Source organism: Pseudomonas sp. M2(2023), assembly GCF_030263955.1.
Lineage (GTDB): Bacteria > Pseudomonadota > Gammaproteobacteria > Pseudomonadales > Pseudomonadaceae > Aquipseudomonas > Aquipseudomonas asiatica.
In genome coordinates, this window is the sequence record NZ_CP127114.1 from 1,969,211 (window position 1) to 1,982,205 (window position 12,995).

The 12,995-nt window shown below is 62.9% G+C and carries 11 protein-coding genes; 7 read left to right on the forward strand and 4 right to left on the reverse strand.

Features of this window, described 5'->3' with window-relative positions:
• Nucleotides 1-65 precede the first annotated feature (65 nt).
• The 3 genes from lon to QN085_RS09115 all read left to right on the forward strand — a co-directional run bounded on the left by lon (nucleotide 66) and on the right by QN085_RS09115 (nucleotide 4,942).
• Nucleotides 66-2,462, forward strand: coding sequence for an endopeptidase La (lon, locus tag QN085_RS09105; protein ID WP_013971883.1), 2,397 nt, complete (start codon nucleotides 66-68; stop codon nucleotides 2,460-2,462).
• A 152-nt stretch (nucleotides 2,463-2,614) separates the two neighbouring features.
• On the forward strand, nucleotides 2,615-2,887 hold the full coding sequence (locus QN085_RS09110) for an HU family DNA-binding protein (protein ID WP_003259401.1): 273 nt from the start codon (nucleotides 2,615-2,617) through the stop codon (nucleotides 2,885-2,887).
• 183 nt (nucleotides 2,888-3,070) lie between these two features.
• Nucleotides 3,071-4,942: a SurA N-terminal domain-containing protein gene (locus QN085_RS09115; RefSeq protein ID WP_013971884.1), complete on the forward strand. Its 1,872-nt coding sequence runs from the start codon at nucleotides 3,071-3,073 to the stop codon at nucleotides 4,940-4,942.
• Between the two features lie 177 nt (nucleotides 4,943-5,119).
• Here QN085_RS09115 and QN085_RS09120 read toward each other — a convergent pair whose 3' ends face one another.
• Entirely contained in the window at nucleotides 5,120-6,160 is a 1,041-nt protein-coding gene (locus QN085_RS09120; protein ID WP_031324433.1) for a patatin-like phospholipase family protein, read from the reverse strand.
• A gap of 178 nt (nucleotides 6,161-6,338) precedes the next feature.
• Between QN085_RS09120 and QN085_RS09125 the strand changes: the two genes are divergently transcribed.
• From QN085_RS09125 to QN085_RS09135, 3 genes are all read left to right on the forward strand, one after another.
• Complete coding sequence (locus tag QN085_RS09125) at nucleotides 6,339-6,617, forward strand: hypothetical protein (protein ID WP_003259403.1); 279 nt, start codon at nucleotides 6,339-6,341, stop codon at nucleotides 6,615-6,617.
• Between the two features lie 17 nt (nucleotides 6,618-6,634).
• On the forward strand, nucleotides 6,635-7,414 hold the full coding sequence (locus tag QN085_RS09130; protein ID WP_023661056.1) for a CHAD domain-containing protein: 780 nt from the start codon (nucleotides 6,635-6,637) through the stop codon (nucleotides 7,412-7,414).
• 77 nt (nucleotides 7,415-7,491) lie between these two features.
• Nucleotides 7,492-8,289, forward strand: coding sequence for an acyl-CoA thioesterase (locus QN085_RS09135; RefSeq protein ID WP_013971888.1), 798 nt, complete (start codon nucleotides 7,492-7,494; stop codon nucleotides 8,287-8,289).
• A 136-nt stretch (nucleotides 8,290-8,425) separates the two neighbouring features.
• On the opposite strand, the gene QN085_RS09140 is transcribed toward QN085_RS09135, so the two are convergent.
• From QN085_RS09140 to QN085_RS09150, 3 genes are all read right to left on the reverse strand, one after another.
• The gene (locus QN085_RS09140; RefSeq protein ID WP_023661057.1) at nucleotides 8,426-8,794 is read right to left on the reverse strand and encodes an Mpo1-like protein; all 369 of its coding nucleotides are present in this window, start codon (nucleotides 8,792-8,794) and stop codon (nucleotides 8,426-8,428) included.
• A gap of 75 nt (nucleotides 8,795-8,869) precedes the next feature.
• The gene (locus QN085_RS09145; protein WP_013971890.1) at nucleotides 8,870-10,348 is read right to left on the reverse strand and encodes a methyl-accepting chemotaxis protein; all 1,479 of its coding nucleotides are present in this window, start codon (nucleotides 10,346-10,348) and stop codon (nucleotides 8,870-8,872) included.
• A gap of 256 nt (nucleotides 10,349-10,604) precedes the next feature.
• Nucleotides 10,605-11,402 (reverse strand): TatD family hydrolase, encoded by a 798-nt coding sequence (locus tag QN085_RS09150; protein WP_023662628.1) that lies wholly within the window; start codon nucleotides 11,400-11,402, stop codon nucleotides 10,605-10,607.
• 155 nt (nucleotides 11,403-11,557) lie between these two features.
• On the opposite strand from QN085_RS09150, the gene QN085_RS09155 reads away from it, so the two are divergent.
• Nucleotides 11,558-12,964 (forward strand): MltF family protein, encoded by a 1,407-nt coding sequence (locus QN085_RS09155; RefSeq protein WP_038409219.1) that lies wholly within the window; start codon nucleotides 11,558-11,560, stop codon nucleotides 12,962-12,964.
• Nucleotides 12,965-12,995: the final 31 nt, after the last annotated feature.

Sequence of the window (12,995 nt, forward strand, 5' to 3'; positions counted from 1 at the left end):
CCACATTAGGTCCAAGCATCATTTCCACCGGTTTCCGGCCATAAGGCCGCTGTAGAGGCGAAATCATGAAGACCACCCTCGACTTGCCTCTTTTGCCATTGCGCGATGTCGTTGTTTACCCGCACATGGTCATCCCGCTGTTCGTGGGGCGCGAAAAATCCATTGAAGCCCTTGAGGCGGCGATGACGGGCGAAAAGCAGATTCTTCTGCTGGCCCAGAAAAACCCGGCCGACGATGACCCGGGCGAGGATGCACTGTACCGCGTAGGTACCGTTGCCACCGTGCTGCAATTGCTGAAACTGCCCGATGGCACCGTCAAGGTGCTGGTCGAGGGCGAGCAGCGCGGTGCTGTGGAGCGTTTCAGTGAAGTGGAAGGGCACATCCGTGCCGAAGTTTCCCTGATCGACGAAGCCGACGCCGCCGAGCGCGAGTCGGAAGTGTTCGTGCGCACGCTGCTGTCGCAGTTCGAGCAATACGTGCAACTGGGCAAGAAAGTCCCAGCCGAAGTGCTGTCGTCGCTGAACAGCATCGAAGAGCCAGGGCGCCTGGTCGACACCATGGCCGCACACATGGCCCTGAAGATCGAGCAGAAACAGGAAATTCTCGAAATCGTCGACCTGCCGACCCGTGTCGAGCACGTACTGGCGCTGCTGGATGCCGAAATCGACCTGCTGCAGGTCGAAAAGCGCATTCGCGGTCGGGTCAAGAAGCAGATGGAGCGCAGCCAGCGCGAGTACTACCTGAATGAGCAGATGAAGGCCATTCAGAAGGAACTCGGTGATGGCGACGAAGGCCACAACGAAGTCGAAGAGCTGAAAAAGCGCATCGAAGCCGCTGGCCTGCCCAAGGATGCACTGGCCAAGGCCCAGGCCGAGCTGAACAAGCTCAAGCAGATGTCGCCGATGTCGGCCGAGGCCACTGTGGTCCGTTCCTATCTCGACTGGCTGGTGCAGGTGCCGTGGAAGGCCCAGAGCAAGGTGCGTCTGGACCTGGCCAAGGCCGAGGAAATCCTCGATGCCGACCACTACGGCCTGGAAGAGGTCAAGGAACGCATCCTCGAGTACCTTGCCGTGCAAAAGCGCGTCAAGAAGATCCGCGGGCCGGTACTGTGCCTGGTCGGCCCACCCGGCGTCGGCAAGACCTCGCTGGCCGAGTCGATCGCCGCTGCCACCAACCGCAAGTTCGTGCGCATGGCCCTGGGTGGTGTGCGTGACGAGGCCGAAATCCGTGGTCACCGCCGTACCTACATCGGTTCCATGCCTGGCCGCCTGATCCAGAAGATGACCAAGGTGGGGGTGCGCAACCCGCTGTTCCTGCTGGACGAAATCGACAAGATGGGCAGCGACATGCGTGGCGACCCGGCCTCGGCACTGCTCGAAGTGCTCGATCCGGAGCAGAACCACAACTTCAACGACCACTACCTGGAGGTCGATTACGACCTCTCGGACGTGATGTTCCTGTGCACCTCGAACTCGATGAACATCCCGCCGGCGCTGCTCGACCGGATGGAAGTCATCCGCCTGCCGGGCTACACCGAGGACGAGAAGATCAACATCGCGGTCAAGTACCTGGTGCCCAAGCAGGTCAAGGCCAACGGCTTGAAGAAGGACGAGCTGGAAGTCGATGTCTCGGCGATCCGCGACATCATCCGCTTCTATACCCGCGAAGCCGGTGTGCGCGGCCTGGAACGGCAAATCGCCAAAGTCTGCCGCAAGGTGGTCAAGGAACATACCGGGCAGAAGCAGGTCAAGGTCAAGGTAGCCAGCGAGCAGCTGGAGCACCTGCTGGGCGTGCGCAAGTTCCGCTACGGCCTGGCCGAGCAGCAGGACCAGATCGGCCAGGTTACCGGCCTGGCCTGGACCCAGGTGGGCGGCGAACTGCTGACCATCGAAGCCGTGGTCATTCCCGGCAAGGGCCAGCTGATCAAGACCGGCTCGCTGGGCGACGTCATGGTCGAGTCGATCACCGCCGCGCAGACCGTGGTGCGCAGCCGTGCCCGCAGCCTGGGTATCGCCGCCGACTTCCACGAGAAGCACGACGTGCATATCCACATGCCTGAAGGCGCCACGCCGAAGGATGGCCCAAGTGCTGGTATCGGCATGTGCACCGCGCTGGTGTCGGCGCTGACGCAGATTCCGGTACGTGCCGATGTGGCCATGACCGGTGAAATCACCCTGCGTGGCCAGGTGCTGGCCATTGGCGGGTTGAAGGAAAAATTGCTGGCGGCACACCGTGGCGGGATCAAGACGGTGATCATTCCCGAGGAGAATGTTCGCGATCTGAAGGAGATTCCGGAAAATATCAAACAGGATCTGCAGATCAAACCAGTCAAATGGATTGACGAAGTCCTGCAAATTGCGCTGCAATACGCCCCGGAGCCCTTGCCAGATGTGGCTCCGGAGATTGTCGCGAAAGATGAAAAGCGCGACGGCGATGCCAAGGAAAGAATTAGCACGCACTAGTAGTTTTTGGCTGGGGGGCTTTCCTTGACAGTTTTTTCGGGGCCTTGCTATAAAGCGGCACGCTATTGTCATCAGGCCACCCAGCGCAGGTTTCATAAGCTTTTCATTACATACTTAGAAACAAACTCAATAGAGAAATAAGGGGACTTAGAGTGAACAAGTCGGAACTGATTGACGCTATCGCCGCATCTGCTGACATCCCGAAAGCTGTAGCCGGCCGTGCGCTGGACGCAGTCATCGAATCCGTCACCGGCGCCCTGAAGCAAGGTGACGATGTGGTACTGGTTGGCTTCGGTACCTTCTCGGTCAAGGAGCGTGCAGAGCGCACCGGCCGCAACCCGCAAACCGGTAACGCGATCAAGATCGCTGCCGCCAAGGTTCCAGGCTTCAAGGCTGGCAAAGGCCTGAAAGACGCCGTCAACTAAGTCGTCTCTTTCAGCCGGACCCGGCTTGGCCAGGTCCGAGCACGGTGATGGCGGGGCGCAAACGTTCCCGCCTGACACGTTTGCTAAGAAAAGGCGCATCCTCGGATGCGCCTTTCTTTTATCAGGTTTCTACCCACGCTCCGCGGTTGTCGACGCAGTGGTACAACCGTTTCTGGGGGACGCATGCTGCAAAATATCAGGGACAATTCACAAGGTTGGATTGCCAAGACCATCATCGGCCTTATCGTCGTGTTGATGGCGTTGACCGGTTTCGAAGCCATTTTCCAGGCCGCCACCCATAGCCAGGACGCCGCCAAGGTGAACGGCCAGACCATCAGCCAGAACGAGCTGAGCCAGGCGGCCGACATGCAGCGCCGTCAGCTGATGCAACAGTTGGGCAAGGATTTCGACCCGGCGCTGCTGGATGACAAATTGCTGCGCGAAGAGGCACTGAAGGGGCTGATCAGCCGCAAGCTGCTGCTGCAAGGCGCCGAAGATGCCAAATTCGCCTTCTCCGAGGCCGCACTGGATCAGGTGATCCTGCAGACGCCGGAGTTTCAGGTGGACGGCAAATTCAGTGCCGACCGTTTCGACCAGGTCATTCGCCAGATGGGCTATGGCCGCATGCAGTTCCGCGACATGCTCGCCGAGGAAATGCTCATCGGCCAACTGCGCACCGGCTTGGCCGGCAGCAGCTTCGTGACCGACCAGCAGGTCGATGCCTTTGCCCGCCTCGAGAAGCAGACCCGTGACTTCGCTTCCCTGACCTTCAAGGCCGACCCGGCCGCGGTCAAGGTCAGCGATGAAGAGGTCAAGGCGCACTACGACCAGCACGCCAAGGAGTTCATGTCGCCAGACCAGGTGGTGATCGACTACATCGAGCTGAAGAAGTCGGCGTTCTTCGATCAGGTCAAGGTGACCGACGAAGAGCTCAAGGCCCAGTACGAGAAGGAAATCGCCAACCTCGCCGAGCAGCGTCATGCCGCGCACATCCTCATCGAGGTCAACGACAAGGTCACCGACGCCCAGGCCAAGGCCCGCGCCGAAGAGATCGAGCAACGCCTGGCCAAGGGCGAAGACTTTGCCGCGCTGGCCAAGGAGTTCTCCCAGGACCCGGGTTCGGCCAATAGCGGCGGTGACCTTGGCTTCGCCGGCCCGGGTGTTTACGACCCGGCGTTCGAGGATGCGCTGTACAAGCTGCAGGACGGCCAGGTCTCGGCGCCGGTTCGCACCGAGTTCGGCTACCACCTGATCAAGCTGCTGGGCGTGCAGGCGCCGGAAGTGCCGAGCTTCGCCAGCCTGAAGGACAAGCTGACCCGTGACCTGAAGATCCCTCTGGTCGAGCAGCGTTACGTAGATGCCAGCAAGCAGCTGCAGGATGCTGCCTACGAAGCTTCGGACCTGGCCCAGCCGGCCCAGGACCTGAACCTGAAGGTGCAAACCTCCGCAGCCTTCGGCCGCGAGGGTGGCGAAGGCATCACTGCCAACCGTTCGGTAGTGCAGGCCGCATTCTCCGAAGAAGTGCTGGAGGAGGGTGCCAACAGCACCGCCATCGAGCTCGACCCGGAAACCACCGTGGTGCTGCGCGTCAAGGAGCACCGCAAGCCTGAGCAGCTGCCGCTGGAAGCCGTGGCCAAGAACATCAGCGAGCACCTGGCCAAGGAGAAGGCAACTGCCGAGCTCAAGGCCAAGGCGGACAAGCTGATTGCCGGCCTGCGTGACGGTTCCATCGCAGCGGGCAGTGTGCACGAAGGGCAGGGCTGGAAGGCCTATGAAGCAGTTACCCGCGGCGAGGACGGTATCGACCCGGCCGAGCTGCAGGCGCTGTTCCGCCTGGGCAAGCCACAGGCCAAGGACAAGCCGGTTTATGGCAGCGTCGTGCTGCGTGACGGTAGCCTGGTGGTACTGCAGCTCAAGGGTGTCAACGAAGGCGCTGCTGCCACCGATGAAGAGAAGCAGCAGATCCGCCGCTACCTCGCGTCGCGTGCTGGCCAGCAGGACTTCGCGGCATACCGCAAGCAGCTGGAAGCCAAGGCGGATATCACCCGTTACTAAGGTGATGGATGCATGAACGAACAGGCCGCCCAGTGCGGCCTGTTTCGTTTCTGTTGTCTGTGCCGGCCTCTTCGCGGGTAAACCCGCTCCCACAGGTCCAACACAGGTTTCAAGTACTGTGGTGAACCTGTGGGAGCGGGTTTACCCGCGAAGAGGCCGGCACCAGCAGCGCAGGGTCTAGCGTTTCACCCCTTCATGGATATCCAGCGTATCCCGCGCAATCTCCCGCCCCAGGGCAATCAGCTCCGGCGCCTTGTAGAACTCGAAAAACCGGCACACTCGTTTGGGCACGTTGATCAGCACATCCGGTGGATAGCCTGCGATCTTGTACTGTGCCAACGAGGTCTGCATGACCTCGAAGCTCTGGTTGATCAAGTCCAGCAGCGAAGCGGGCCCCACGTTGTCGATGATGAACGAGCCGGTCGCAGACTTTGGCGCACCCTCGCGCTCCGGTGCCGCCGCCGGTTGCTGGCCTTCCGGGTTGGCGGCATCGGCCAGCCACGGGTTAGGCGGCGCCAGCCCTTCGGCGACGATTTCCTGCTCGATACGTATCAGCTCCTCCGCCGGCTTGCGCCGGAACGGCAAGCGCGAACCCAGCGAACTGAGTAGCGCATCGAAACGCATCTTGAACGCCGCTGGGCGTTCGATCACCGGTAGCTGGTACTGCTTCTGGTTGGTGGCATTGAGGTTGACCGCGATGATCAGGTCGCAGTGGCTGGACACCACCGGCACGATCGGCAGCGGGTTGAGGATGCCGCCGTCGACCAGCATGCGGTTGCCTTGCATCACCGGGGTGAACAGACTGGGGATGGCTGCCGAGGCGCGCATGGCCTGGTGCAGGCAGCCCTCCTGGAACCAGATTTCCTGCTGGTTGGTGAGGTCGGCTGCAACCGCGGTGTAGGGGATGCGCAATTGCTCGATGTTGATCTCGCCGACGATCTTGCGGATTTGCCCGAACACCTTGTCGCCGCGAATTGCGCCGAGGCGAAAGCTGACATCGACCAGGCGCAACACATCCAGGTAGTCCAGGCTCTCGATCCATTTGCGGTAGTCTTCCAGCTTGCCCGCGGCGTAGATGCCGCCGATTACCGCACCCATCGAGCAGCCGGCGATACAGGCAATGTCGTAGCCGCGGCGCTCGATTTCCTCGATCACGCCGATGTGTGCATACCCCCGGGCTCCACCCGATCCCAGTACCAGTGCCACGCGTTTGCTCATGAACATTCCCCGGCCAGTGCAACCATGGTCCTACAATGCACCCATCGCCACCTGTGCTTCAATGTGCATCGTGCTGAGCTACTGTAATAAAACTGGCTGGGCCAAGCTGGCTGGGCAGGGCACTTTTCAGCTGCCGGGGCGTCGAACAGCCAATGTTTTTTCCATTGAGGTATTACCGATGAAAGCCTGGATCTGCCTTCCACTGATCGCCTTGGCCCTTGCTGGCTGCGCGGGCAAGACGGCCTACCGCGAGAGTTGCGCAACCCAACTGGATGCCGCCTGGAAGGAGCTGGACCTGGCCAAGGCCGAAGGCTTTGCCGGTGCCGTGAGCTACTCCAAGGCCTTGTCGCTGCTGACCGGTGCCAAGACCCAACAGCAGTTCGAAGGTTACGAAAGTTGTACCAGAAAAGCCGAAAAGGCCCGTTTCTACATTCGTGAGTCTCGCGCCGGGCGCTGACCAAGGAGCGTCTTTCAATGTCTGCCATGCTCGATCATGTGGTTGCCCAGATAGTGGCCTTGCAGGTGCGCCTGCTGGCCTGCCGCGAGCGCCTGGCTGCCGATACCGACAGCGAGGCCTTGCATGACCTGCGCACCACCCTGCGGCGCCTGCGCAGCCTGCTGCGGCCGCTGCGAGGGCTGCCGGGGGTGGAGCAGCTGGAGGAGGCCGCCACGTCGTTGGGTACCCTCACCACGCCGTTGCGCGACCGTGAGGTGCTGGCGGCCGAACTGATTGGGCATGGTTTTGCCGAGGCCGGGCAGCGGCGCCTGGAAGGGCGTGCCAGGACATTCGCCAGTGTTGCCGCCAGCCCCGAGCTGACGCGGGTGCTGGCGATTGTCGACGCGTTTCCGCTGTTCATGCGTGCAGCCGGTCGCGAGGGCCTGGTCAAGGCGCTGGAAAAGCGCATCGACAAACGCCTGGGCAAGCAGTGGCGCAAGTTGTACCAGGCACTGCAGGACCCGGCCCACGACCGCCACCGCCTGCGTTTGCTGATCAAGCGTGCGCGCTATGGCGATGAGGCCTATCCGCAGCTCGACCATGCGGGCAAGCAGTTGCGGCGCTTGCTGAAGCAGGCCCAGGGCGATTTGGGTGACTGGCATGATCGCCTGCAATGGCTGCTGCAGGCGCGCGAGCATGCCGACCTGGCGCCGTGCAGGGTCGCCTGGGAGCAGGAATTGCATGAGGCCGAGCGCCATTCGGATGCGACGCTGGATGCACTGCAGCAGGCGTTGGCGCGGCGAAAGCCCGAAAAATGACCGAAATGCGGGCTGATCGGCATGGGTTTGCTGGCTAGGATGGGCAGACCTTGTTCGCAGCAGGCAGGAGCCGGCCAATGAATTTCAACCAACTGCTCGACGCCGTGCGGGCCAACCCCGAAGCTGTATGTGTCCCGCCAAGCTGGGCCCAGGGGCGCGCCGCCTTTGGCGGGCTGATGGCGGCCATGGTGTATGAAGCCATGCGCCAGAAAATCTCCGATGACCGCCCCGTGCGTTCTTTGGCCATCAGCTTTGTGGCGCCAGCCGCGGCAGATGTGCCAATCCGCTTCGATGTAGAGGTGCTGCGTGAAGGCAAGGCTGTCAGCACCTTGCTGGGCCGTGCCGTTCAAGACGGCCAGGTAGTGACGCTGGTGCAGGGCAATTTCGGTGCAGGGCGGCCGTCGGTGGTCGATGTGCCAGCCTTGCCGGCCGAGGAAATGAAAGCGCTCGACGATGCAGCTCCCGAGCTACCCCATATCAAAGGCGTTACTCCTGAGTTCATGCAGCATGTGGCCTTGCGCTGGGCGGTGGGTGGATTGCCGTTCAGTGGCAATCAGTCGCGGCAAATGGGCGGCTGGGTACGTTTGCGCGGGGTGGCCGAAGAACCGGTCAACGAGGCGCACCTGCTGGCGCTGGTCGATGCCTGGCCACCAAGCCTGATGCCGTTTCTCAAGCAGCCGGCTGCCGGCAGCACGTTGACCTGGACCATCGAATTCATGCAGCCCAGGGCGCAGCTGTCGACCCTGGACTGGTGCCGTTATTGCGTGGAAACCGAGCATGCGCGGGATGGTTATGGGCATGCCGCCGCCGCGTTGAGGACGGCGCAGGGCGAGTTGCTGGCCTTGAGCCGGCAGACGGTTACCGTGTTTGCCTGACCGAGCCTGGGAGCGCGTTGCGCTCCGATCGCGACACAGGGCCGCTCCCACAGGATCGCGTAAATTTCAGGACATGTGCGGTTCTTGTGCGAGCGGCCTTGCGTCGCGATTGGGCTGCAGAGCAGCCCCAATGGCATCAGCGACGATGCTTGTGTCGTTCCCGCCAGGCCTTCCACCAGGCCCCGCTCAGCAAGAAGCGCGGAAAGGTGATGAACTGCTCGGTCAGCAGGCGTTGCACGGCATCCTTGCGGTTGGCGAAGGGTTCCGGTTGCTCTGCTTCCAGTCGATGGCCCTGGCGCTGCAGGCCCAGGCCGGCGATCAAGGCAATGATGCCAACGGCAATCTGGCCCAGGTCCAGGCCGAACAGGCCGGACAGAATCAGCAACGTGCCAAGGATGAACAAAGGCACGGCGATCAGGTGCAGCACCAGGTTGGTCGGGTGGCGGTGGTTGTGGTGGTAGCCGCGCCATTGCCAGGCGGGCAGGTTGGGCAGGCGTTTGCTCATGGGCATTTCCTCTCGGTCATGCCCAAAGCTTAGTGCGCCCCCCAGGCGGGGGCCAATCGAGGCTGGCTATGGTGACTATAGCTTGAGCTGGCCAATGGCCTTGTTCAGTTCACCGGCCAGGGTTGCCAGTTCGCTGCTGGTGGTTGCCGAGCCCACGGTCTGTTGCACGGTCTGTTCGGTGACATCGCGGATACTCACCACGGCGCGGTTCATTTCCTCGGCCACCTGGCTTTGCTGCTCGGCTGCCACGGCAATCTGGGTGTTGCTTTCGCGCATCTGCGCCACGGCACCGGTAATTTCGGCCAGTGCCTCGCCGGCCTCCTGGGCCTGGCGGACGCAGTCGTCGGCCTTGTACGAGCTCTCCTGCATGAATTCCACTGCATCCCGGGTGCCCGACTGCAGAGCCGAAACCATGGTGGTGATCTCGTCGGTGGAGTTTTGTACGCGCTTGGCCAGGTTGCGCACTTCATCGGCCACCACGGCAAAGCCGCGGCCCAGGTCGCCGGCGCGTGCTGCTTCGATGGCGGCATTGAGCGCCAGCAGGTTGGTCTGCTCGGCGATGCTGTGGATCACACTGACCACGCCATTGATCTTCTGACTGTCTTCGGCCAGTTGACGAATCATCTCGGCAGTTTGCTGCACGCCGCTGGACAGCCCGGAGATCGAGTCCTGTACCCGGCTGACCACCTCCTGGCCGCTACCGGCCAGGGCGTCGGCTGTTTGTGACAGGTCACGGGTGGCGCCGGCATGCTGGGCGATGTGGTGCACCGTTGCCGACATTTCGTTGATGGCGGTAGCGGCCTGGTCGGTCTCGCTCTGCTGGCCGAGCATGCCGTGGCGCACGTCGCTCATGCTCGCGGCCAGGCGCGCGGCACCGGAGTCCAGTTGCGCAGCGGTGTGGGCGACAGTACTGACCACGCGGTGGTAGGTCGCCTGCATGGCATTGAAGGCCCCGGCCATCTGGCCGACCTCGTCACCACAGGCCAACGGTACGCGGGCCGACAGGTCGCCGGTCTTTTCCACGTGCAGCATCACATCCTTGAGGGTGTTGAGCTGGCTGAGCAGGAAGCGGATCAGCAACTGCGAGGCGCCGAGCATGGCCAGCATCAGGATCAGTACGCATACCGCGTAGTTGCTGAATCGGTCGAAGAACACCTGGCGCAGGCTTGGCGACTGGGCCAGCACGGCCATTTGCTGATCACCGTTGCGCAGTACCTGCGCGCCCTGTAGCGGGTTGTTGCCCAAGAGCCGGGCGGCAGGCAGTTCGACCCAGCCTTGGGCATTGCGCAGGGCCTCCAGGGGTTCGCCCGCGAAGGTGGGCGTTTGCCCGGGCGACCAGCTGATGACGTTGGCCGGGCGGGGTAGCGGCTGGCCGGCCGGCCAGGCAGCAAGCAGTTGCGCCTGCGCGGCCGCCTGGGCCTGCGCGGCCTCGGCGCGGGCGCGCTGCTCCAGGTGCACGGCATAGAGCACCAGCAGCAAGGTCGTGACAAAGGCCACCGCGTTGACGGCCCAGAACTTGTACTTCAGGGAAACATTGCTAAGCCAGGCACCCATGGGCAGGTCTTCTCTGAGTTGAGCGGGAACAATATTGGCAAGGTGCCATCATTGTGCCTGCGCAAGCCAGGGCCTTTCTTGATGTGTATCAAGAAAATTCCGCCGCAAGTTCTGCCGCGCTTTTGTAGGAGCGGCCTTGTGTCGCGATAGGGGTGCGAAGCGCCCCCAGGTTTTCAGCTTCAGCGGATAGATTGCCGGGGCCGCGTTGCGGCCCTTTCGCGACACAAGGCCGCTCCTACAGGAGAACGCGTCGGGTTCAGGGGAGTTGGAAAAACGCCCGCGCCGTTGCCGTGGTATGTGCCGCCGTGTGTTCGGTCGACTCGCCCCGGTGCAAGGCCACTTCACGCAACACCTCCAGCAGGAACGCTGGTTCGTTGCGCCCGTTCTTCGGCTTGGGCCGCAGGCTGCGGGGCAGCAGGTAAGGCGCATCGCTCTCCAGCATCAGCCGCCCCTCGGCAATGTTGCCCACCAGCGGGTGCAGGTGGGTGCCACGGCGTTCGTCGCAGATCCAGCCGGTAATGCCGATGTGCAGGTCCATGTCCAGGTAGGCGAACAGCGCGTCGCGCTCGCCGGTAAAACAGTGCACTACTGCGCCGGCCAGGTGGTCGCGGTAATCCTTGAGGATCGCCAGCAGGCGTTCGCTGGCGTCGCGTTCGTGCAGGAACACCGGCAGACGCAGCTCGGCAGCCAGTGCCAGTTGTGCCTCCAGGGCTTTTTCCTGCAGCGGGCGAGGGGAGAAGTCGCGGTTGAAGTCCAGGCCGCATTCGCCCACGGCGCGCACGCGTGTTTCATTCAGCAACTGGCGCAACTGGCGCTCGCTGCCGGCATCCCAGGTTTTGGCATCATGAGGGTGTACGCCTGCCGTGGCGAACAGGTGCGCGCCGTTCGCATCCAGTTGCTGGCACAGTTCCAGCGCCTGTTCGCTGACCGCCAGGCTGGTGCCCGTCAGCACCATCTGCGTGACCCCGGCCTCAAGGGCGCGCTCGACGATTGCCGCCTGCTGGTCGTGGAAACTGCTGTTGGTCAGGTTGACGCCGATATCGATCAGTTGCATGGTGCTACCTCGTGCCGCGGGGCGGCCAGCATAGCAAAAACCTTGTTTTTCTGAAAAAGCCAAGAACTTCATGCTGTTGCCGTGGTCTTTTGCCGTCATTTCTCTTGGCGGCACAACCCACGGATGCCGCCCACCGACAACGGACACGTTTTCGCATGCAGCGATGCTGGCTTATTCTCCTGCTGACACTTGGGCTGACCCTGACCGGGCCTGCCCATGCGCGCGCGCCGGGGCCGCAGCAGAACATCGCGCCTGCCAAGGTCCGTGACCTGCAACAGATTCGCACCAGCCAGGTGCTGCGGGTGCTGGTCAACCAGAGCCGCAACAGCTCCGGTGAGGTCAAGGGCGAGCCGGTCGGTATCGAATACTACCGCCTGCGTGCCCTGGAGCATTACCTCAATGCCCGCGCCGACGATGGCCAGGAGATCCAGCTAAAGCTGATCCCGCGGGCCAAGGAGCAGTTGCTGGGCGCACTGGCCCGTGGCGAGGGCGACCTGGCCGCGCCGGGCGAGCTGCTCGACCCCGCCGTGGTGCGCGGGGTCAGCATCAGCGCACCAGTGCTCGACCAGGTGCCGCTGCTGCTGGTGGGGCGCAAGGGCGAGCGCAGTTTCAGCCATGTCGAGCAGTTGTCCGGGCGTACCGTGGCCCTGACCAGCGCCAGCGCGGCCGGCCCTTTGATCCAGCAGGTCAACCAGCAGCTGGCGCTGCGCAAGCGCGCGCCGATCAAGGTGGAGTGGGTCGACTCGACCTTGGCGGTGGAGGATGTGCTGGAAATGGTCCAGGCCGGCATCTATCACCTGACCGTGGTCGAGCAGCCGATCGCCCGGCGCTGGGCCCGGGTGATGCCGCGCCTGAGGCTGGACAGCCGCGTAAAACTGGGGGCGCCGCAAGCCATGCGTTGGTATGTGGGGCGCGATGCGCCGCAGTTGCTGGCCACAGTCGATCGCTTTCTGCAGGGCTACCGGGCGCCGGACAACCAGGACGCCGCGTTCGAGCGCATCTACCGCCGCCAGTACCGGGTGCACGACCCATTGGCCAGCAAGAATCGCCAGCGCCTGACCGCGCTGCGGGGGGTGCTGCAGAAACACGGCGAGGCGCAGCAGATCGACTGGCTCAACCTGGCCGCGCTGGCCTTCAAGGAGTCGACGCTCAACCCGGCAGCGCGCGGCACCGGAGGGGCCCATGGCCTGATGCAGATCACCCCTTCGGCGGCGCAGCGCGTGGGGGTGAGCAACACCGCCTCGGTGGATGGCAATGTCCAGGCCAGCGCCCGTTACCTGGCGCTGATCCGGCGCAAGTTCTTTGCCAGCGCCAAGATCAACGAGCGCGAGCGCATGGCCTTCGTCCTGGCGGCCTACAACCTGGGGCCCGAGCGGGTCCAGGCCATGCGTGCGGAGGCGCGGCGTCGCGGGCTGAATGGCGACCAGTGGTTCTTCCAGACCGAACGCATTGCCATGGAGCAGGTGGGCATGGGGCCAGTCAACTTCGTCAACAGCGTCAACAAGTACTTTGTAGCGTTCAATCGGGAACGTGCTGCGCTGGAGCGTGTGGCTAAACGCTAACAAATCGATATTGTCGATTGTTATGTTGGGT

What these genes read in the sequence shown, in the direction of transcription:
- QN085_RS09115 (WP_013971884.1), top strand. Translation starts at nt 3,071, where the DNA reads ATGCTGCAAAATATCAGGGACAATTCACAAGGTTGGATTGCCAAGACC.
- QN085_RS09125 (WP_003259403.1), top strand. Translation starts at nt 6,339, where the DNA reads ATGAAAGCCTGGATCTGCCTTCCACTGATCGCCTTGGCCCTTGCTGGC.
- lon (WP_013971883.1), top strand. Translation starts at nt 66, where the DNA reads ATGAAGACCACCCTCGACTTGCCTCTTTTGCCATTGCGCGATGTCGTT.
- QN085_RS09150 (WP_023662628.1), bottom strand. Translation starts at nt 11,402, where the DNA reads ATGCAACTGATCGATATCGGCGTCAACCTGACCAACAGCAGTTTCCAC.
- QN085_RS09155 (WP_038409219.1), top strand. Translation starts at nt 11,558, where the DNA reads ATGCAGCGATGCTGGCTTATTCTCCTGCTGACACTTGGGCTGACCCTG.
- QN085_RS09145 (WP_013971890.1), bottom strand. Translation starts at nt 10,348, where the DNA reads ATGGGTGCCTGGCTTAGCAATGTTTCCCTGAAGTACAAGTTCTGGGCC.
- QN085_RS09120 (WP_031324433.1), bottom strand. Translation starts at nt 6,160, where the DNA reads ATGAGCAAACGCGTGGCACTGGTACTGGGATCGGGTGGAGCCCGGGGG.
- QN085_RS09130 (WP_023661056.1), top strand. Translation starts at nt 6,635, where the DNA reads ATGTCTGCCATGCTCGATCATGTGGTTGCCCAGATAGTGGCCTTGCAG.
- QN085_RS09140 (WP_023661057.1), bottom strand. Translation starts at nt 8,794, where the DNA reads ATGAGCAAACGCCTGCCCAACCTGCCCGCCTGGCAATGGCGCGGCTAC.
- QN085_RS09135 (WP_013971888.1), top strand. Translation starts at nt 7,492, where the DNA reads ATGAATTTCAACCAACTGCTCGACGCCGTGCGGGCCAACCCCGAAGCT.